Source organism: Endozoicomonas sp. ALC020, assembly GCF_049275935.1.
In the GTDB taxonomy this organism is placed as follows: domain Bacteria; phylum Pseudomonadota; class Gammaproteobacteria; order Pseudomonadales; family Endozoicomonadaceae; genus Endozoicomonas_A.
Map to the genome: position 1 here is coordinate 787,845 of NZ_CP184830.1, position 21,839 is coordinate 809,683.

16 protein-coding genes are annotated in these 21,839 nt (G+C 42.0%); 5 read left to right on the forward strand and 11 right to left on the reverse strand.

Annotated elements, in window-relative coordinates:
- Nucleotides 1-170: 170 nt before the first annotated feature.
- The 5 genes from ACOJUO_RS02925 to rlmE form a co-directional block, all read right to left on the reverse strand.
- Nucleotides 171-3,419, reverse strand: a complete 3,249-nt coding sequence (locus ACOJUO_RS02925) for a CHY zinc finger protein (RefSeq protein WP_422138859.1) — start codon at nucleotides 3,417-3,419, stop codon at nucleotides 171-173.
- Between the two features lie 572 nt (nucleotides 3,420-3,991).
- Entirely contained in the window at nucleotides 3,992-5,347 is a 1,356-nt protein-coding gene (locus tag ACOJUO_RS02930) for an AAA family ATPase (RefSeq protein ID WP_422135256.1), read from the reverse strand.
- Nucleotides 5,340-6,293 carry a reverse transcriptase domain-containing protein gene (locus ACOJUO_RS02935; protein WP_422135257.1) on the reverse strand — a complete coding sequence of 318 codons (954 nt, stop codon included), beginning with the start codon at nucleotides 6,291-6,293 and terminating at the stop codon, nucleotides 5,340-5,342. The genes ACOJUO_RS02930 and ACOJUO_RS02935 overlap by 8 nt, the downstream gene beginning before the upstream one ends.
- Before the next feature lie 439 nt (nucleotides 6,294-6,732).
- Nucleotides 6,733-8,721, reverse strand: coding sequence for an ATP-dependent zinc metalloprotease FtsH (gene ftsH, locus ACOJUO_RS02940; protein ID WP_422137037.1), 1,989 nt, complete (start codon nucleotides 8,719-8,721; stop codon nucleotides 6,733-6,735).
- A 324-nt stretch (nucleotides 8,722-9,045) separates the two neighbouring features.
- A complete protein-coding gene (gene rlmE / locus ACOJUO_RS02945) occupies nucleotides 9,046-9,666 on the reverse strand; it encodes a 23S rRNA (uridine(2552)-2'-O)-methyltransferase RlmE (RefSeq protein WP_422135258.1) in 621 nt (206 codons plus the stop codon).
- 262 nt (nucleotides 9,667-9,928) lie between these two features.
- Between rlmE and yhbY the strand changes: the two genes are divergently transcribed.
- On the forward strand, nucleotides 9,929-10,234 hold the full coding sequence (gene yhbY, locus ACOJUO_RS02950) for a ribosome assembly RNA-binding protein YhbY (protein ID WP_422135259.1): 306 nt from the start codon (nucleotides 9,929-9,931) through the stop codon (nucleotides 10,232-10,234).
- A 35-nt stretch (nucleotides 10,235-10,269) separates the two neighbouring features.
- On the opposite strand, the gene ACOJUO_RS02955 is transcribed toward yhbY, so the two are convergent.
- Complete coding sequence (locus ACOJUO_RS02955) at nucleotides 10,270-10,911, reverse strand: hypothetical protein (RefSeq protein ID WP_422138860.1); 642 nt, start codon at nucleotides 10,909-10,911, stop codon at nucleotides 10,270-10,272.
- Nucleotides 10,912-11,542: 631 nt separating this feature from the next.
- Between ACOJUO_RS02955 and istA the strand changes: the two genes are divergently transcribed.
- The 3 genes from istA to ACOJUO_RS02970 all read left to right on the forward strand — a co-directional run bounded on the left by istA (nucleotide 11,543) and on the right by ACOJUO_RS02970 (nucleotide 14,906).
- Nucleotides 11,543-13,096, forward strand: a complete 1,554-nt coding sequence (istA, locus tag ACOJUO_RS02960; protein ID WP_422138318.1) for an IS21 family transposase — start codon at nucleotides 11,543-11,545, stop codon at nucleotides 13,094-13,096.
- A 10-nt stretch (nucleotides 13,097-13,106) separates the two neighbouring features.
- Nucleotides 13,107-13,865, forward strand: coding sequence for an IS21-like element helper ATPase IstB (gene istB, locus ACOJUO_RS02965; protein WP_317146525.1), 759 nt, complete (start codon nucleotides 13,107-13,109; stop codon nucleotides 13,863-13,865).
- Nucleotides 13,866-13,961: 96 nt separating this feature from the next.
- Complete coding sequence (locus ACOJUO_RS02970) at nucleotides 13,962-14,906, forward strand: trypsin-like serine protease (protein ID WP_422138861.1); 945 nt, start codon at nucleotides 13,962-13,964, stop codon at nucleotides 14,904-14,906.
- Nucleotides 14,907-15,013: 107 nt separating this feature from the next.
- Here the strand turns inward: ACOJUO_RS02970 and ACOJUO_RS02975 are convergent, their stop codons facing one another.
- On the reverse strand, nucleotides 15,014-15,610 hold the full coding sequence (locus tag ACOJUO_RS02975; RefSeq protein ID WP_422135262.1) for a CPBP family intramembrane glutamic endopeptidase: 597 nt from the start codon (nucleotides 15,608-15,610) through the stop codon (nucleotides 15,014-15,016).
- A 430-nt stretch (nucleotides 15,611-16,040) separates the two neighbouring features.
- Between ACOJUO_RS02975 and ACOJUO_RS02980 the strand changes: the two genes are divergently transcribed.
- Nucleotides 16,041-17,273, forward strand: a complete 1,233-nt coding sequence (locus ACOJUO_RS02980; protein WP_422138862.1) for a hypothetical protein — start codon at nucleotides 16,041-16,043, stop codon at nucleotides 17,271-17,273.
- Between the two features lie 120 nt (nucleotides 17,274-17,393).
- Here ACOJUO_RS02980 and ACOJUO_RS02985 read toward each other — a convergent pair whose 3' ends face one another.
- The 4 genes from ACOJUO_RS02985 to ACOJUO_RS03000 all read right to left on the reverse strand — a co-directional run bounded on the left by ACOJUO_RS02985 (nucleotide 17,394) and on the right by ACOJUO_RS03000 (nucleotide 21,779).
- Nucleotides 17,394-18,452, reverse strand: coding sequence for a hypothetical protein (locus tag ACOJUO_RS02985; protein WP_422135264.1), 1,059 nt, complete (start codon nucleotides 18,450-18,452; stop codon nucleotides 17,394-17,396).
- 164 nt (nucleotides 18,453-18,616) lie between these two features.
- Nucleotides 18,617-19,675 carry a hypothetical protein gene (locus tag ACOJUO_RS02990; RefSeq protein ID WP_422138863.1) on the reverse strand — a complete coding sequence of 353 codons (1,059 nt, stop codon included), beginning with the start codon at nucleotides 19,673-19,675 and terminating at the stop codon, nucleotides 18,617-18,619.
- Between the two features lie 174 nt (nucleotides 19,676-19,849).
- Nucleotides 19,850-20,416, reverse strand: a complete 567-nt coding sequence (locus ACOJUO_RS02995; RefSeq protein ID WP_422135266.1) for a hypothetical protein — start codon at nucleotides 20,414-20,416, stop codon at nucleotides 19,850-19,852.
- Between the two features lie 292 nt (nucleotides 20,417-20,708).
- Nucleotides 20,709-21,779, reverse strand: a complete 1,071-nt coding sequence (locus ACOJUO_RS03000; protein ID WP_422135267.1) for an SPFH domain-containing protein — start codon at nucleotides 21,777-21,779, stop codon at nucleotides 20,709-20,711.
- Nucleotides 21,780-21,839: the final 60 nt, after the last annotated feature.

Here is a 21,839-nt window from a genome sequence, read left to right on the forward strand (position 1 = left end):
AACCCTCAAACACCTGAGAATAGAAGCTTATAGCCGAAGCGAAGATTTTCCACAACAGACCGTTTCCACACTCAAACCTCAGGCCATTAATCCACAAATACAGCCTGGCAAGGTTAATATTTCCACCACTGCATTCAATCTCCAGGCCAGGGGTGACGAAGATGTGGTATTCACCTTAACCGGAAGGGATCCCTGCACACTGGGCAGCTTGTCACTCCGTTTTGAATCATCGCATCGGCGCATTCCCTATGGACTCTGTGGGAGCAGGGTAGTATCTGGCAGCCGCCGAAGGCGTCTTCGAGGCAGATGCAGCATTCATCGTGCCCTGAATCAGGTCGGCATATGTGATTGCCTTTTAACCTTTTATTCATGCAGATGTTGCAAACATCACAGTGATAGTTTTTCTCCTCATATACTCGACAAATGCCGCATTTATCACAGTGGAACGGGTTTAGTTCTGCACTGATGAAGTGTTTGCACTTTGCACAGAAAAAGTCAGACATCCGCTCGTTGCATCCCGGGCATGTCTGGGAGCCATCCGTAATTTCCCCTTCATAGGCACAGAGAGTACATTTAAGGTGTGTTGCGTCAAAAACCTTGCAATTTTCAACTTGACAGCGAGGGCTTGCATTATGACATCTATGGCAGGGGAAATAGAGGCCACAGCACTTGAATTTCACAAGGCAGCGCCTGTGGTAGTGTTCGCACATTGGCTTTATGCTTTCTTGCCGAGATAGCGGTAACTCCCCACCCGACCGGTTTGCCTTCACATCAGGGAGGCTCGACTGCGGGCAAGAAGCAGAACTCTTCGGGTCACTGGCTGACATCGCTGGACTGGCTGCTGCCACCTGTTGGAGGGCTTGCTGGATCATTAAGTCTATTAATTCTTGTTGTTTCCCGAGCTCTCCCTCCAACTTTTCGATATTTTCCCTCAAACGTTGGTTCTCAGTGTCTGACTGGGTCACCCGTTTCCAGAGCCTTTGAGCTACTGCAGTAAGATTTTGATTCTTTATAGCCAACTCCTGATTCTCTGCTCTTACCCCCTGAACCTCCTGAGTTAATCCTTGATTTTCTATTGTTAACCTTTGAACCTCTACTGTTAACTTTTCAGTCTGTTGTCTTTCTATCTGTTGTCTTTTTTGCTCTTCTTTTTCCTTAGCGATTCTCTTCAGATCAATTGCTTTTCTAAGCCTGAGGTAATTACTTACAACACCTTCTAACTTATTCAATTTATGTTTCAAATTTTTAGCCCGATGATCGTCGGGGCTATTGTCAGCATTCACTGCATTTCCCGGAGTAATCGTCGGGAAGTCTGGAGGTTGTCCAAGGCTGGCTCTCTTTTGGGAAGAGTCATTTTGCCGATCAGCAAACCCGGGCTGTTTTGGCCTTGCTCCCTGCTGTAAGTATCTATCAGCTGTTAGATTAGAGGAACTGCCCACAGAGCCCGAGGTACTCTGGTAGCTATCAACCTGCTGGATGGGATCTGTGAATGTATTTGCATTGATGGCAATTATTTCGTTGGCAATATTATCACTGTTACTGATCAGAGGCTCTTGTGGTGAAGAGCAAGATTGCAACTGCATGTACAGTTTCTCTGAGAAGCTTATTAATTCATGGGATGACGGGTGCTGATCAAATCGTATAAGGGTATCCAGAAAAGAGGTGGAAAATGTAAATGATTGTGCATAAATCATGATATCGTGACTTATAGCGACATCTGATATTTTCCCTAACAGATTACGAATAAGTTCAATGGGGTTTGAATAGATCAGGAACAAATGAACGAAGTACTCAGTAAAGCAACATTTTTCAAATTGTCCTATAGGTGGCTGTTGATCAGGTTGATTGACCCTATGAATGATGTCCTGAACAATCTTATGCAAAATCATCAGGTTGTTTTCGCCGACTTTGAGCAGTGTCTCGTCAGTTGGAATGATCGGTTGCAGTGAAGACAGAATACCAAGGTCATTCAAAGTCTGTTTTGTATCGCTCGTGGCTTCTATCAGCTGCTCGATAAAACGGTTGCGCAATGAATTCTCTTTGCAAGAACGCCGCAGTTCCAGTACCGCCTCAAGAGGAGTGACAGTATTCCCCCTGATGTTCGTGCCTTTTGTTTCCAAAACCTGTAAACGTTGAGGCCTGTCCAGTTCATCCAGTATTTGCCTCAGCTTATAAACTGCATTGCGATCGCTGCCTTCAATAATGGCAATAAGCTGGTCAGCAAGTTCCTGAAGGTCTTGAGTCGTCGCATTTTTTTCACTCTTGTCACCATCATCGTCTTTTCTGTTATTTTCATTTCCGCTACCATCACTGTCTTCTCCAGATGATTGGCCCTCCTGATCTTCAGGTTCTTCTCTTTCCTCCTCTTGATGGTCGTTATTTCCGTTCTCAGGTCCTGCATCGGATACGCTATAAGAGGGTTGTCCATCCCCATTACCTGCCTTCAAGACAGCACTCTCAAGAAATAGTTTGAAACAGCCAAGCTGCCACTGAAGACTTTCGCTGGCAGGACAGGTATTGGCTGCACGCCGAAGAAGAGTATTCCAGAAATCAACATCGATCAATTGTTCAATATCGAGAAAGTCAAGCCAGCTAACGGGTATAGCGACTTCGCTGGAAGAACCATCGCCATTAACGCGTGTAATTTTCAGGTGTGCCGGGGATGACTGCTGGTCAAACGAAATAGAATCCTTGCCAATGGACATCAACCATGTGATGACGGGTTTCAGGATAAGCAGGTCTATTTCGAATAATCCCGACGGCCTGCCGCCGCCTCCGGGCGAAGGCGGGGGTGGGAGCGAATAGAAAAAGCCACCACCCCCGTCACTGGAAAAATCAGCAATGCCAGTGAGCTTGCCTCCTGTCAATGTCATTGTGTTATTCAGAGCTTGCTGCGTTTCCAGCTCACTGACAATCATGTTGTCGGAACAGGCCAGAAGAATAAGTGAGGTCGCATGGGGTTTGTCATTCAGAAGCGGATCGGTGTTTACAGAAGTAAGCTCAGGTCTGTCTGCCGTCGTGGATTGTAAACGAACAGTTATGCTATTTTCCGAGACACCTTTTGACAGATGATGGAAAATGGGTATTTGTCCCTCTGACAGTATCGTTAGCTGATAGCAATAGTTGCTCAAGTCGTTCGTGACTAATATTGCGATACTGTTCGAGTCTGCTGGCGCCACAGGTGCATTAAAGCAAAGAATGCTGTTTCGGTCATTGAAACCTTCGGGGAGCAGCAAAATCAATTGCCACTGAACCTTATCCTGCGGATCTGCATCATCATTGATTTCAATCCGAACCTTGTACCCATCAGGACTATGCCGATCAATAACGGTTGAGGAATAGCATAACTGTACAACCACCGTTGTTATTAATGAAAGAACAAACGCTATTAAGGCTACCAATGAGCGGTAAAAATGCACTAAAGTCTCTCTGTACAATTTGGTCAATAATGCCAACACCGCCCTCTTTGTCTGATAGAAAACCAATTCAATCCGTGTTGACTTTCTGCTCTGGAAAAATAAAGGAACGCCATTGGCTAATTTCATTATTCGAAGTACAGAGAGAGAATAGCCAAGAATTTCTGAATCGCTATATGGATATGATTGCCATGTGCCAAAAAAGCTTCCGTAGACCGACCTCTTCACCTTAAAAATACTTATCCAGCAGGTCAGTAAGGCATTTGCGGGGAGGGCTGGGTTGGTAACGTGAAAATCACGGGCCAATAAAGGGATATTCATAATAAGTCTACAAGTTGTCAACTTATTTCAGGACGGGACACATCATAAAAAAAAGGGATCAATGTTAGCCAGCGGGTTCACGGATAACACCATCCCGAACCATCTACAAAGCAAGACTCAGTCCCTGATCCAGATCCTGGTAACGACAGCTTTGACAAAAGGATTCTGGAATAGTATTCAATATTCCCATGACCAGCGCTTGGTCAAAGGTCAGAGTTTTTCTGGAACAATTCAACTTACTTTTTTAAAAAACGCTAAGCACCACCCAAGTTCAAGAACAAGTCAATTTCGTTGACTAACTTTCTAGTCTCTATTTCATTATGCTCAACGATTAATAGGTATAACTTATTGAGATTTAGACCTTTATCCGCTACCAAATACTTCCAATACGATTTTGAAGCTTTCTTGGCCTGACTCGACTCCTTATAGGAAGGGAGCTTGACTTCTGGAAACAACTCATCTCGATTCTCATAGATAAATAGCTCTAGATCCTGAACAGGAGAACAAAGTATTCTTGACTCACCACTGTAACCTTTGCACATTTCAGAAAACACATCCCTGTCCACAATAGCTAAAACATTCTTAGAATCTGAAAAAATTTGATCACTATCATTTTTTTCAACAATCATTCTCAACTGGTTGACACCACCCAAACCAATCGTTTTATGCTGATAATATGGAATTATTGAGAAATGTCTGATAATGAACTCTATAAAACCTTCCAATACGGAATCTTCTGTTAAGATGTAACGATCAAACCCTTTAAATCCGTATAGGTCAGCCTTGATATAGCCAAATGAACGCTGCTCCAAGCTCACTTGATCATTGTTACTCTCAAGGTAATACAGCCCTCCATCATCTACAGTATTCATAAAAGCTAACGAATGAGAAATAACAATCAAGCGTGAATCGCGTTGTCGTAACAAAGACTTTAAAGCATGGAATAATTTCACCTGTGCAGCCGCATCCAGAGCTACATCCAACTCATCAACAATAATGAGCTTTGCCTTTGATGTCACAAGCCTGAATATCTGTATAAGAAAATACTCTCCAGAGCTTAAGTGATCTTCGCGTATATAGGTAGCATCGTCTTTTGGAATGAAATAATAATTCTTTTTCCCTATATTAATCATTTTCAGGTTATCAAACTTATCATCCCCATAAACCTCATGAAGAAACTTGATTAACTCTTCAGCCCTCTCATAATCTTGAGTTGCATTACGAACAGATATTTCAGAGTTCTGAGCTGCTATTGCTGAAAAATGCTGAAACCTTTGCCCATCAGGAATAGGTAACTCCGCTAAAATCGCTCCCTCTTCAGGCAGAAAATCTTTAGTGTCAATTACACCCAATTTACTTTGATAGGCATAAGAAAAGGGAGAAAAACCATCTAGATCAAATTTAATTTCACTTCCTTCGCTTATTGCTTTATGCACGGTAGAGCTTTCAAAAACCTTTGGATTTACGATAGTTTTAAATGCTTTAACCAAAGTTGTTTTACCTACACCATTCTTTCCAGTAACAACTATTATATTCGAGTCAGGAAAGTCAAAACTAACTCGCAACTCCGAGACATTTTTAATGTTTCGAATTACAACAACATCAGCCATGCCACTTATCCTCCATCAAAGAACGTAAGGCATAAGCACCATATTTTCTTTGCAATTTTTCCAGATAGCCTGGATCAATGGATCTGGCATAGTGTAACAAACCAAATAAAGAATGTTCCTTTCCAGTCAACGTCTCATCTAAAACCCGGTTAAAACGTTTTCTATCAGTCACATAAAAATGTAATAACATTTCAAGCTGTCTTTTATACTTAGAATCGATTGTGACTTTCCCTCCTTGAGTCACAACAAGCCCTAAAACTTTAACTTTATTCCCTGTATGTGTGAAACGAGTTTTATCATCATTCAACGTCAGTAACGGTGAAGCATTAGAATCCAGTAGAAGCTGAATAGTTTCAGATAAATGTTCAAAACCATCGAAAGTCTTAGCAGAGATAACAATATCGTCAGAGTATCGAGTATAGGTATAACCCCTACCAGCACAATAAACACTCAATTTTTGATCAAAACTCAATAAGAAAGCATTACTTAGTTGAGGCGACGTAGGAAACCCTACTGGTAAAGACCCCTGCCATGTCATCATGCCCACTAACAGAGGTATATACTCTTTTATGTCTGATATCGGTACATTAGCTTCATTTCTGGCTAATATTTCTCTGACATCGACGTTTGAAATATTCGAGAAAAAAGCCTTAAGATCCGTCATAAAAAAATGAGAGTTGCCTGCATGAGCCTGAACAGCCGTAAGAGCACTTTTACCTTTGACATATGAATGGACAACATCATCAGCCCTCTTGAGATACCTCAAGATAACTTTATCAATAAATCTGAGATACTTTTTGAGTTTTACCGATGGGCGGAAAAGATCCCGAGAATTCGCAGAAAAGGCTAGCACCTCCTGACTCTGACTCATTACACAAAAGTCATTGAAAGATTCTTTCTCATGAAACACTGCATTAAATGCCTGCTCCAGCGTTCTTTTGTTCACGCAACCTCCCGACAATATGCAAAAACACATTCTCCCTAATAACAATAAGCTACAACATATCAGTATTGATATATACAAAATGCAAAAAGAAACGATAGAGTACAGGGACGACAGTCAGAATAGATTAAAGACAAACTAGCCAGAGAGGGTAGCAGTATTTTCAACCATCAACCCTCTCAAAAGAGGGTCGTGGAAGAAATGACATGAAGGCCACTAGGGACCAGCTTTACGACTGGAGCTACTCCTAGTCACTGGTAGCAAGAAGTATAGCTTCAACACTTATTTAAGGTCAATCTACAGCAACTTCATGCATTACTGTCATTTTTTGCCCCAAAAAAAGTCGGACTCAGCACAAACCAGCCAACAAACTTAGCCTCTTCTCAAGCCATACAAAAAAGGCAGGATAACAATCCTGCCTTTTTTGTTTCATAAGAAGGGATCAATGTTCGCCAGCCGGCCCACCAATAGGTCCTTTCTTATCATCATTGTCGCTGTTGGCATTATTATCACCGTCAGCACCTTTTGACTTGGATGCTTCAGGAGTCTCTTCTGCCTTGATACCCGCACCACCATCACCGTTGGATGAAGAGCCGGAAGATTCCTTGGGTGGCCGAGGCTTCTTGCCTTCCATAATGTCATCAATCTGATCAGTATCAATGGTTTCGTATTGCATCAATGCATCAGACATCAGATCCAGCTTGTCGCGGTTTTCCTTTAGAAGTCTCTCAGCAGTGTCATAGCACTCATCAATGATGCTGCGCACTTCTTCGTCGATCATCTTGGCAGTTTCGCCAGACACATTCATGCGTCCGCCACCACTGCCGTAGTTCTTGCCCAGAAACACTTCTCCTTCTTCATCATCATACTGAAGAGGACCCAGCTTCTCGGATAGACCCCACTTGGTCACCATATTCCTGGCAATCTGGGTTGCACGCTGAATGTCATTGGAAGCACCAGTGGTGACACCCGATTTACCCAGGGTCATTTCTTCGGCGATACGACCACCGAACAGTGAACAGATCTGACTCATCAGAGCCTCTTTGCTCTGACTGTAACGGTCTTCCTCGGGCAGGAACATGGTGACACCCAGTGCTCGACCACGAGGAATAATGCTGACCTTGTATACAGGATCATGATCAGGCACCAGACGGCCAACAATAGCGTGACCGGCTTCATGATAGGCCGTATTTCGTTTCTCTTTCTCACTCATCACCATGGATTTGCGCTCGGCACCCATCATGATTTTATCTTTGGCAAGATCGAACTCATGCATACCTACCGTGCGCTTGTCGGCGCGGGCAGAGAAAAGTGCCGCTTCATTGACCAGGTTGGAAAGATCTGCACCGGAGAAACCGGGAGTACCACGGGCAATCACTGCCGGCTCAACGTCATCTCCAATAGGCACCTTGCGCATATGAACTTTCAGGATCTGTTCACGACCACGGATGTCTGGCAGACCTACCACAACCTGACGGTCAAAACGACCGGGACGCAGCAGCGCCGGATCCAGTACGTCGGGACGGTTCGTTGCCGCAATTACGATAATACCGTCGTTTGCTTCGAAGCCATCCATTTCTACCAGTAACTGGTTAAGTGTTTGCTCACGCTCATCATGACCACCACCCATACCAGCACCACGGTGACGACCTACAGCATCAATCTCATCGATGAAGATAATGCAGGGTGCCTGCTTTTTAGCTTGTTCGAACATGTCACGGACACGGGAAGCACCCACACCCACGAACATTTCAACAAAATCAGAACCAGAGATGGTGAAGAACGGAACCTTGGCTTCACCTGCAATAGCCTTGGCCAGCAGAGTTTTACCAGTACCCGGAGGACCTACCATCAGGACACCACGGGGAATGCGGCCACCCAGACGCTGGAACTTGCCCGGGTCTTTCAGGAAATCCACCAGTTCCTGTACGTCTTCCTTGGCTTCTTCAACACCCGCTACATCAGCAAAAGTCGTCTTGATCTGATCTTCCGACAACAATCGGGCTTTGCTCTTGCCAAAGCTCATTGGGCCACCACGGCCACCGCCGCCGCCCTGCATCTGTCGCATAAAGAACATGAAGACGGCAAGAATCACCAGAATCGGGAAACTGGCAACCAGCAACTGTGTCCAGATGCTCTGCTTTTCAATAGGTTTGGACTCAATTTGAACATTGCCGCGCAATAGCTCGTCCATCAGCTGATTATCGGGCACTGCCGGGGGCAGGTTGGTCTCAAAACGCTCACTGTTGTTCATTAGTCCAGTAATGGTAAACCCGTCAATCACTACCTTGCTGACCTGACGGTTTTCTACTGCACTGATGAAATCTGAATAACTGAGCTTCTGAGTAGAAGACTGCATGCCATCGAAGTTTTTGAATACGGTCAACAGCACCAAGGCAATGATGACCCATAAAATCAAGTTTTTTGCCATATCATTCAAAGGGCTACCCTCACTTGAGCGTACTGAAGCCTGTGGCTAACGGTTTTAAAGGGCATAATTACCGGCTCTGCTCTCTCTTATGGTTAATCCGCAGCTTCTACCATACACGAATGGCAGTGAGGGTGACAGTCATCAGCTGGCTATTGGGCAGATAGAAAAAATCTATAATGCCGACAGGTCTGCTTGAAACTGCGCTGCGACAAGGTTTTTCGCGTTTACCTAACGGGTTGTCAGGTTTCTGTCAAGATTCGATAGCGTTTAACCATCACCCTTGAACAGACAAAACATTGCAACGTCCAGGTTAAAGCAATGTTCTCAAGATACAAAATTTCTGGCCAGCAGAAACACCTCTCTGGATCGTGCTCTTGAGGAGCCCGGTTTTCGGGTAATCACTTTTTGGAATGAGGTTTTCATATCCTTGTGATACTCCTGATACCCTTCACCCTGAAATGTTTTGGTCAGAAAAGAGCCATTTTTCTTCAGCACCTGTCTGGCCAGATCCAGAGCCAGCTCAGCCAGATACATAGCTCTGGGCTGATCAACCGCCAGTGTACCACTCATATTGGGGGCCATATCTGAAATTACAAGGTCTACTTTATCACTTCCGATCGTCTCGAGGATTTTTTCCAGTACAGCGTCCTCGGTAAAATCGCCCTGAATAAAGTCGACTCCGGCAATGGGGTTCATGGGAAGAATGTCTGAAGCCACCACACGACCGTTATCCCCTACCATTTCGATAGCCACCTGAGACCAGCCGCCAGGAGCCGCCCCCAGATCAACGACCTTCATCCCCGGCCTGATCAGCTTGTCCTTCTCCTGGATTTCAATCAGCTTATAGCTGGCCCTGGATCGATAGCCGTCTTCCTGTGAACGCTTTACGTATTTGTCTTCAAAGTGCTCCTGCAGCCAGCGGGCACTGCTTTTGGATCTGGCCATTTCTACCTTACATTACCTAGCTTAAAAAGCATTATTCATAACTACTGGACTTGTGAGCCACAGAGAATAAAGTACAATGATGAACTTTTGATCAACAGTTTCCAACCCGGTTTTTCCCAATCTTATAAAAACCGGGAAACGAGCCCCGATTCAGGTCTGTAAAATACAACCTTGTTTAATCGCTCATCAGGAATCTGTTGCCCGATTGCCATGGCTGTAGGCAATCGGCTTACTGGATAAGCAGCCTCAGGATTCTGAAATCATGAGCATTAGTTCTGAAAAAAAGAGACACTACCGTTCCCTCGGCCATAAACTGAAGCCTGTTGTCATGGTAGCGGGCAACGGTTTGAGTGACGGCGTTATTGAAGAAACACAGCGCGCCTTGCACGATCACGAGCTGATCAAGGTGAAGTTTGCAGTAGGTGACCGTGAAGTCAAGAAAGAAGCTATTAACGAGCTGTGCAACCAGACTCAGGCAGAACTGATTCAGACCATTGGTAACATTGCTCTTATCTTCAAAGAGAATAAAGACGCCAAGCCCAACCTGTCTAATATCAAAAGCTTCTGACTTTTGAGGGTGCCTGTATGTTTCAGGCGCCCTGATCAGTTCTTTTTCGTATAACTTTCAAAATGAGCTTTAGCTTTTAGATATTCCATACCTCCAGGGAAGCCTTTGTTTTTGTCTGGGGGTAATAGTAAAAGCTCTCGTAAAACTTCATTGTTTTTTCTTTTCCACTTAATTTCATACCTTGGCAATATAAGTGACAAGAAGTCTCCCGCCTCCTTTGTAAATCCAAACCAACGGCCTGTAGCCCAGTACAAATCATCATCCAAGCACACATGTATTGAAAATTTTAAACATTCATGTTTTATTGTATTGAATATAGGGAAGGAACCAAAAAATCCGTTCAAATAAAGATTTTCAGGCAAATCAAAACTAAAAAACATGCAACCTCCTCCGTATGCAGAATTTATTTCTGAGACAGAATTAATTTCCAAATAGCTATATTCAAAAAAGTCGTTAGATAATTCTTCAGGCAACTGCTTTATAAGGTGAAGATCTATTCTGCTTCCCGCATCATCTTCCAAATAAACTTTATTCTCAGATTTATTACCTTGTTGTCTGATTTCTTGTCTTGTCGTTTCGCCTAGCTTTAAAATCAGATAACCTTTTTCACATTGGTCAGGAGAAGCCTTAACTGCGCTGACCACTGCAAAAAATAATAAAAAGAAAAAGTAATACATTGTTGATACCTTTCTGAATCAATATAACGGGCCTGTAGAAAAAACATTTCTAAGGCTACTCTCTCCAAGACACTCACTTTGAATATTAATTTAATCCTTTTGCAGTCATCCAATTATATCAAAGCCGCTCTATCAGATTAAGCACTTGTAAACTTCTCTCTCAGAAAACCGTATGCCCATCAAGTGGATCTGGAAGTATTGAAAGCAGAGTACGTTGTGAGGGATTATCAGGGTTTCCTGACTTCTGAGAGAGAGTGTTTCAAACGCAAAATCCGTTTCAGCCTCTCTTGAAGATAACAGCTTTTATGGTGATTTTTTCTAAGAATTTGTTATATTGTCAAATCAGGGAAAACAGCTAATCTTGAAATTTTGCAAGTTGATGGTGCATATTCTGGCATCGCTTGAACACTGATTCTGTTAACTCTTGAACACCTATTCTGGCGGCGCTTGAACACTCATTCTGTTAACTCTTGAACACTTTTTCGAGATTACCAGAATCGCTGTTCAACTGCCCAGAATCCGTGTTCAAGCCTCCAGAATCTGAAACCTCTTCTTTCGGTAGATTATCTCTTACGCATTGATTTCCATGAACTTTAGCCGCTGACCTTTCTAAACAGTAAGGACAGCAGCCATGCCAAATAACAGGATTTCCATGCGAAAACTTCAAGAAATGCTTCGGATGCGCTTTGAGTACCGCCTCAGCATCCGGCAAATAGCTCGCAGCACGCGGGTCAGTGTTGGCACTGTGTCCAACTACGTTCAGGCCTTTGAGCGGTCCCCACTGAGCTGGCCTCTGTCCTCCGATTGCTCTGAGGCTACCCTGGTGCAAACATTGTTCCCTGAGGCCCCCCTGTCGAGCCGCCAGGGGCTGGTCGACCCGGACTGGGGCGTTATTCACCAGTCACTCAAGCGCAAGGAGGTGACCAAGCAAACACTCTGGGAGGAGTACTGCCAGGAGAGCACTCTCAATGCCTACAGCTACTCGCAGTTCTGTCACCGCTACAACCAGTGGCTGGGCTGCCAGAAACGTTCCATGCGACAGCATCACAAGGCGGGTGAAAAATTGTTTGTAGACTACGCTGGTCTTACGGTCCCTGTCGTTAATCCAAAGACCGGTGAGATCGCCCATAACGCCCAGATTTTCGTAGCGGTGATGGGAGCCTCTAACTACACCTACGCAGAAGCCACCCTATCCCAGAAGTCCGAAGACTGGCTGGGGTCTCATGTTCGGGCCTTTGAGTTCTTTGGAGGTATTCCAGCTGTCGTGGTACCAGACAACCTCAGGAGCGGTGTCAGTAAGTCTTGCCGTTATGAACCGGACTTGAACCCGGCTTACCAACACCTGGCCAACCACTACCAGGTGGCGGTCATTCCAGCTCGGCCCTACAAGCCCAAGGACAAGGCGAAAGCCGAAGTGGGTGTGCAGTTGGTTGAACGCTGGATACTGGCCAGACTTCGTCATGAGACCTTTTTTACCCTGGCAGAACTGAACAGTCGTATACGGGAGCTATTGACTGAACTCAACCTTAAGCCCTTTCAAAAACTGCCAGGTACACGACGAAGTACCTTTGAGCAACTGGATGAACCCGCTTTGCGACCTTTGCCCAAACAGGCCTTTGAGTACGCTGAGTTCAGCAAAGCCAGGGTGAACATTGACTATCACATTCACTGTAAAGGCCATTACTACTCAGTGCCTCATCAGCTGGTCAAGAAAGAGGTGGAAGTTCAGGCAACAGAACATACGGTCACTGTCTTCTGCAAAGGTGAAGTTGTGGCCTGTCACCCCCGTAAGTTCACAACCGGTTTTACCACTCAATCAGCCCATATGCCTGAACGACATAGCAAGCACCAGGAGTGGACACCGGAACGACTGCTGGAGTGGGCAAAACAGCTGGGCCCCGATGTTCACTGGATAACTCAGTATCTGTTGAACAGTCGTGAGCATCCGGAGCAGGCTTATCGGTCTTGCCTGGGGTTATTGAACCTCAAACGGGATTACGGAGCTGACCGGTTAAACAATGCTTGCGCCCATGCCCGGAAAATCAAAGGTTACCGACTCAAGAATATCCGGGCGATCCTGCAATCAGGTAAAGACAAACAGGCTCTTCAACCTGAGGTGAAACAAACGACACTACCTCTTCATGACAGCCACGAAAATGTTCGTGGTGCAGCCAGCTATCAGTAACCGGAGACGTATCATGATGAATCAAACTCTGACCCGTCTGCGGTCACTGCGCCTGACAGGCATGGCCGATGCCCTGGCTCAGCAACTGGAGCAGCCCGGCACCTACGACAGCCTGAGCTTTGTGGAGCGGCTGGCCCTCCTGACAGAACAGGAAGAGACCGAGCGCAATAACAAACGTCTTGCCCGGTTACTGAGGGCGGCCAGGTTTAAGCTGGCTGCACGGGTAGACGACATTGACTACGAACATCCCCGGGGGTTGAAGAAAGTCCAAATAGCCACACTGTCCAGCGAGGACTGGTTAAACAGGCACAGGAACCTGCTGATTACCGGACCTTGTGGCAGTGGTAAAAGTTACCTGGCTTGTGCACTGGGACACCGGGCCTGCATACAGGGTTACAGTGTCCGCTATTACCGACTCTCGCGCTTACTGGAAGAGCTGAGCCTTGCCCATGGTGATGGCAGCTACAGCAGGCAACTCAAGCAACTGGCGAAGGTGGATTTGTTGATACTGGATGACTGGGGGCTGGAACCTCTGACCCAGCAGCAACGCAACGATTTACTGGAAGTGATGGATGACCGTCACGAACAAAGTTCAACGTTGGTTACCAGCCAGCTACCGACCCGGCAATGGCATGGCAGCATCGGTGATGAGACTCTGGCAGACGCCATTCTGGATCGCCTGATGCACAACGCCCACAGGATTACGCTGAAAGGGGAATCCATGCGCAAGAAGCTGGGAAAACTGGAAACACTTGAACACTTGGACTAAAAATCAGACTGGGTGATGCGTAGGAGATCCAGGGTGTTCAAATGAACCAGAATGGGTGTTCAAGCTGACCAGAATACGCAGATGGATTGATTTTTCATGAAAGCAGCGTGTAAAATTTTTGTCCTTGTAGCTCTTTCATCAATTTTACAGGCTCAGGGAATTGTAAAAAGGTACTCTCATACAAGTATTAAAGTACCAATTAATAAATACCCTTGGATAATCCAGACAATCAATCAAAGGGGTCGTCAGTCCAGCGGATTTTTAATCAACAAACGATATGTATTAACAGCGGCACACGTAGTTGATAATATTGAGAAAAGGAGATGCTTATCTATACACTTTCTTAATTATCAAAACCCATTCTTCATACAGATAAATAGAATCGCATTATCCCCTTTATATAATCACAATAAAAATATATTTAATGACATCGCTGTTCTTGAATTATCAACTCCTGTTGAAGAAAAACTAATACTATCATCAACCCCTGCTATTGACTTTCAACCCTATACATGTGAAGAGCTATACAGTTTTCAGAGTCTCATTGGTTCAGGATATGCAATGCGAACTTCTCTCAGAGAAGCTAATTTAACATGGGAAACAAATCAAGAATGTGCTGAGCCTAATGGTCCTTATAAATACTATTTATCCTATGATGGCTACTCTGAAAGAGGCGATTCAGGCTCGCCATTATTCTATTGGGAAAATAATTCTTACCATGTTTTAGGCGTAGCAATTCAAAGTTTGTTTTGCAATAACTGTGGTAACATTTATGAAACTATGATGCATAATGTGGATTTCTTTAGAATGCCCAGCGGCTTCAACTGCCTCATCAACATCAAAGGCTTCAACGACTATGCTTTTTTTAGTTGTGTTTTTAACACATTCTACATGGCATTTACGATAGTAAGTACTCAGCCATACAGAATCGAATATTTCTGGCTTATTGGACAGGTGCTCTGCAAGGCGCAACGACGGGAACATAGCAAGCTATGTGACCAGAGTTACAACGCATCACGACTGCATGGATGCTGGAGCTAGAGCAACGCAGGAGCAGTTGCCGCGAGTGCCTGAACAATAAGTCAGAAAATATCATTTCGTATGGTTGAGTACTTAACTATCTTGCTTTCACAAGCGTCAGTTGCCTTTTATCTTTTAAGGTAGGGTCTCAGAGCAAGCCAGATAAGATTGTGTGTGGCATGACAGGTGATTACAGCGATTGGACCATGATGGTTATATATATATGAAAAGTAAAAACCTGCTACTGTAGCACTAAAAGCTTGGACAGTTGACCAGTTTGGACCTAATAAATGACAAAATCCAAAAAAAATGTTGCTAAAACATAAAGAGAGATCACTGGCAATACAACGTTGGCTGACAAATAAAGTATCAATGAATGATCGGGGACGGCACAATCTTCGGCACAAGACATAATTCAGCATTGGCTGCAAATAAAAGCGAAAAAAGACTTCTTCCATGGCTGACCCAACAACAAGCGCTAACCCCCTGATAAAAACAGGCCGACTGGTTGCACAATCATCGCATATCCTTTGACCTTCAGGAAGGAATATAGAAGCTATCGGGACTACAATGCAAGTTGAAAAAGTAAATTCAATGGTACCACAGATCACACCAATCATTATCTGTCTGCTTATGATCCTTACTGAAGACTCTGGTTTCTCTTCATAGACAGAGCTTGCGATTAATGGGCACAGCAAAAGTGTAATAAGTAGAAAAGTTTTCATTGGCAGCTATTCATATACAAATCAGGAAGTCTAGCATCTAAAAAAAAATTCCGGCATTAAATCCAACTGAAACGAGAGCCATATTCCTAAAGCTCGTCAGAAACGCTTAAATGGTCCTCTTCTTCGAAACCTTGAAGGTGAAGCTCGTGTTCGTAAAGACGTTACGGATAATCCAGCATCTTTGAGATGCTATAGCGGGATACAGACAGCATTTTTATAATCGAGTTCAATGTCATTCAAGCTTCAATAAGCGATCGCCGGTAGAATACGAGCTGACAACTTAGCTATAGACCTATGTCGATTTTTTCGGGGTCTATTTTATCGGGGAAGATGATAGTTCATTGTATTCGCCTCCTTTGCTGCAAGTCTTAGACACAAGATAACGCTTACAACTTTGAACTAAAGAATAAAAAAATTGTCTAAGTGATAAATGGATAACAGGGATGTTAATAAAATGAACCATATTTCGTCTTTATCATTATCAACAGAGAACGTACAAGCAAGTTATAATCTGGAGCCTGAAACCAGGCCTCCTTGTAAGTTTGCTGGGTTTAATGTTTCCAGAGTTGCTGACAGACTTGCAAACCGATTTCCAATTTCAAAATTAGAAAATCATTCCCTGAAAAGTCATTTCTGGTTTACAAATGAAATTTCATCAGTTTATGCATGCGAACATGTTTCGTTAGCATCAACTATTGCTAGGATTCGTAACTCACCCCCAGTAAATGAAAGAAGAGTATCCATTGTAACGGGTGAGTCAGGTTTACTATCTTGTATACCAGAGCTTTCAAGAATATCAAAATTGATCATACAAGTTGACTGCGACCCTGTTCTTTTAAAATTCATTGAAAAAATATTGGAAAAATTGACCTTCTTAACTTTAATCAATCCCGAAATTTTTGATGAGTTAGTCCAGTCATCTTTAGAGCTTTTAAAGAAATCAGGATGTATAGCAGACGAAGTAGAATCAGAAATTTTAGAATCAGCGGCAATGTATAAAGAAGCAATGGGAGAGCTACACTGTCTCTCATCGCAAAGCAGATTAGAGGAATTCAAATCAGCTTTAAGTGAATGCCGTATACAAGCCATAGAGGCAAACTATTTCTCAAAAGATGACATGGATAGTCTAATTAAAATACTGGTAGAGGAAAATCTAGAAGTCTCTTATTTTAACATATCTAATGTAATTGAATACTTTGGTAACTTCTATTCGATGAACCCTTTCAATGGTTTAGTTCAAGGCGTGGAAAACACTAGATACATTAGAGCTATTCCACTGGCTGAAGATGCAATTTGTGCTTATTCATCTCTCATTTCAAGCCAAGATCACACCGGGACTTGCACAAGAAACGAATTATTTGAGCGTTTGTATCAATTAAATAAATCCAAGACTTTTCGTAAAATTGCACGCTATGCTCGTCAATCCAGATCAGATGTAAAAGATACAATCTCTGCTTGTGAACATTTAACCAAAGTCAGATTGATAAATGCTGAGACAGCCATAGACTTTTTAAGGTTGATTTTGGCACACATTACTAAGGAGGAATCTATAATTCTATCTTCCCGATCCAGTGATATTGATCGCAGCTTGAGTGAAAATACTGTTTATAATGATCAAGACAGAATAAAATTTATGCAGATAATCAGAGCCGCAGAGAGTTAATAGTTTTGATCTTAAATGACAGGCCTCCAGTAGAACACGAGATGGACAACTTTGCTACATGTCCATTTTATCTCGAGAAAATCATTACGTTCGGCAACTAGCGCTTTAAAGGTTTATGCTTCAAAGCTTATCATCAACGAGAACAGCCCCCATAGATGATAACTCATCAGGTGTGAATCGATGAAAGTCTTTAGGTGTTAAATTTTTTGTCAATTCCTTTAGCAAAACGGGGTAACCAAGAGTTTCTCTTAAATCGTTGAACATTAATTGCTGGTCACTAAATTCACTTCCTGGTTGGCCCTGTTCAATAGTATCTGCCTGCCAACCGTGATCTTCTAATATTGCTCCACTGTGAAAAAATTTGTTTGCACCTGACAAAAACAATATTACCCCGCCAGAATAAACGAGACTGTCTTTTCCTATGTATGTATCTAAAGAGAAATATCGAACAAGTAAAGCTGCCTCGAACACAAAAACTGCGTCGTTAGTTCCGGGTATTTTATCTAAATACAATTGTTCGATAACAGGAAAATATTGTCGCAATAAGGCAATAAGATGAGGTGTATTCTTATGCAGTTTTCCAGAAAGCGATGCTACTTTTTCAGAAGCATCTACCTTTACTCTAATTCTCGATAAATACTTTGAAAATCTATTTTTTATAAAAACTTGATCCATAGGAATGCCAAGTTCTGAAAGGACTTCTGGAAAAGCCATTGCCAAATGCTTATTCTTTAATTTATCTTCGAGCTTATTAATATATGAGCTTGAAAATCCTGAATCTTTCATTACAAGAATAAGATCATAAACATCTGGGAACACGATCAATCCATCATTAAAGACTACAGCTGAATACTCAGTTATATCTTTTGAAAACGTTCTATTTTGATCACGCACGACTACAAATAATCTTTCTGTAGATTTGCCATTACTTAGCCTTTTGGACAAAGATCTAATCTCTAAGAAAGATGATTTTATAGAGGCGTTTATTTTCTTCTCTTTCAATGGGCGTTTTTCGATATTGGACAGAATCTTTTTAGCTTTTTCTTCGATAGACAGAGGTTCCTTAGTACAAATGGCCTCTGACCTGTAGCCTTTGTAGTTATCACTTACAAGACACGGGTATGAATAACTTGAGAACGCCAGAGAAAGAATTAATAATAAGTAAGTTTTATTTTTCATAGGTAAACATCCTTTTAATTTTGATCATATATCTTTGATTATGTGTGTTGCAATGACCGACCTAAAGTAGAACACGAGATGGTTAACTTAGCTAGTAAACCTATGTCTATTTATCCTGAGAAAATCATTACATTTCGTCAACCGGCGATTTGAAGGTTTATGCCTCAAAGCTCATCATTAACGAGAACAGCCCCCATAGATGATAACTCATCAGGTGTAAATCGATGAAAGACGTCAGGTGTTAAACTTTTTGTCAATTCCTTAAGCAAAACAGGGTAACCAAGAGTTTCTCTTAAATCGTTGAGCATTAATTGTTGGTCACTAAATTCACTCCCAGGTTGACCCTGTTCAATAATTTTTGCCTGCCAACCGTGATCTTTTAATATTGCTCCACTGTGAAAAAATTTCTTCGCACCTGAGAAAAACAATATAACACCCCCAGAATAAACCTGACTGTCTTTTCCTATGTATGTGTCTAAAGAGAAATAACGTACAAGTAAAGCTGCTTCGTACACAAAAACCGCGTTATTAGTACCGGGTATTATATCCAAATGTAGTTGTTTGATATCAGGAAAATGACATCGCAATAAAGCAATAACATGAGGCGTATTCCTATGCAACATTCCAGAAAGCGATGCTTCTTTTTTAGAAGCGTCAATCATTACTTTAATTCTCGATATATACTTTGAAAATCCATCTTTTATAAAAATTTGATCCATAGGAATGCCAAGATCTGAAAGGACTTCTGGAAAAGCCATTGTCAAATGCTTATTCTTTAATTTATCTTTAATTTTATTAATATATGAAATTGAAAATCCTGAATCTTCCATTACATGCATAAGATCATATGCATTCGGGAACAGGACCATCCCATCATTAAAGAGTACGAGTGAATACTCAGTTATATCCTTTGAAAACGTTCTATTTTGATCGCGTACAACTAAAAATAACCTTTCTGTAGATTTGCCATTACTTAGCCTATTGGTCAAAGATCTGATCTCTAAGTAAGCTGATTTTATGGAGGCGTTTATTTTCTTCTGTTTCAATGGACGTTTTTCGATATTAGCCAGAATCTTTTTAGCTTTTTCTTCGATAGACAGAGGTTCCTCAGTACAAATGGCCTCTGACCTGTAGCCTTTGTAATTATCACTTACAAGACACGGGTATGAATAACGTGAGAACGCCAGAGAAAGAAATAATAATAAGTAAGCTTTATTTTTCATGGATTAGCATCCTTTCAATTTCTTTGATCATACATCCTTTGACCAAAACTCTTGTAAAAAGTTCCCTTGTTTAATATATCAATAAGATAATAGAATCCTTGTGAACTACCTCAAGATACATGCCACCTGACAATGAATCCGGCATCACCTGTCCCCATAAACTGACTCAATAGGTTAACTGCTTGAATTGACTGCGCATTCGTATATTATTTTCACACTATTTGAAGGCGCCGTATCATCCACAACTGTCAGGGTAAGTGCATTATTTTCGATAATAAATGTTATTGAGTAAGTCATTTCATTGTTTACTTTAATAGTCGAACGGTAGGTTCTATCCGGAACTGTTGTTGTAAATCCCGCTTCGCAAGCTGGGTTACTGCATGTACAAATAGCATTCTTACCTTGTATCCAGTCTTTAAAATTTTCAAAAACACCTGCACTCATTTCAGAACCAGTTAAATAAAGCAACCCTTTGTTCAATTCAATTTCATTTCTTAAGAAAACTTTAACCATTCGGCCAAAATTAGACTGCCAGCCATCTTTGTTTGCAATATAAAATGTGCGCCCCTCACTCGTTTGAACTTTTTTTCCACCTTCATAATCAAGAAAATTGATCCATTCAGGAATATTGAATTCAAGCCAACCAGATTTATATACAAGCTTGGGGTTTATAAACCGTTCATTTGAAAGTGCGACATGACAAAAACATAGAGCAAAAAAAAAGAAGTAATGTTTTTTCATATTCAATACTCTACTACTTGGAAAATCATCAGTTCTGCAGCTTTACCGATTTTCATGATCATATTCCCTGCAGCTCTACAGCATTTAAAAGTTGCATAAGCATTGATGTTGCCAGTAAGGCTTAAATTGGCAAAATCCATAACCAGAAAAGAGCAAAGAAAAGGATATCTGCAAGTTCTGTGTATCAATCAACCTTGTCCAAGCTGACAGGGCTTCGAAGTTAGTAAATGGGTAGCTCATTTCGCTCTCCACCCCGTCTGCCAGCGTTAGCTGACTCTAAAAGATACTTGCGTTAATTTGCAAACTTTCTTACTTCTTCTGAGTCGATAAAGCTTGGATATACAGTTTTAGGAATATTTTCGCCAAAATATATCAGTTTAGAGTTGTTATTTCTCCAAAATGCCTCTGCCTGTTTTAGATCAACATATAAAGGTGTAATGAGCCTTTCATTGGCTATTGCTTCTTGCAGCGTAGCATTGGCACGAGCTTCACCACTAACTTGTATTACATAGGCTTCAGCTTCACCCTTTTGCCTGAGTATAAGCGCTTCTGCTTCAGCGTCTTCACGTAACTGATGAATTCTAACAGCCACTCGAATCTTCTCTAATTCCATTTTATTTTTTTCTTCAGCAAGTTTTTTTTCATTCTCTATTTCAGCTACCATTTTATCTGTTTGAGCCTTTTTTGACCGTCCCAATTGTTCGGTTTCAGCTTCCTTTAATTTCCTGGCTTGAATTTGTGAAACAGCTACAAGCTTGCTTTTCTCTTCCACAATAACTTCGTAGTTTTTTCTTATGTTTCCCGGAAGAACGGGCTTAGAAACAACTACTTTATTTATTTTTAATTTAGAATTACTTTTTGCTTGCTCTTCAACCAGATGTTGTAACAAAAAATCGTTTATAGTAGGAAACTTATCAATATATATTTCCTGTGCTGTCATAGTCGTACACAGCTCTGTTACAGCCTGAATTGTAGGTTCTGTTATTAAGTAATGATCATAATCTTCTCCAAAATTTGAGACAATATTTAATACCTCTTCTTTATGGAGCTGATTATAAACGGCAATTCTAGGAAAATGGATTGTGAGACCGTCCATAGTACCACATGCTATATCCTCAATAATATCTATCTGTGGTCTTACATTTATTCGCATTCCTTTGGTAACAGGCCATGTGAATAATCTGTGTATTCCCGGCTCATAAACCTCCTTATAAAATCCACCTCTGAAAAAAATACCAACACTTCCTTCTGGTACCGTATATGTAAAAGGCATCCAACTGTATAACCAGTGAACTGAAATTTCATCAGAAAGGGCAGATTCAACACAAAGTAATGAAAATATCAAGGCAGCTATTTTTCTCATAATCCAAGTTTCCAAAAATTTTGAATTTTCAGCTACAAGATAGCAAAGCTGACATGAGGT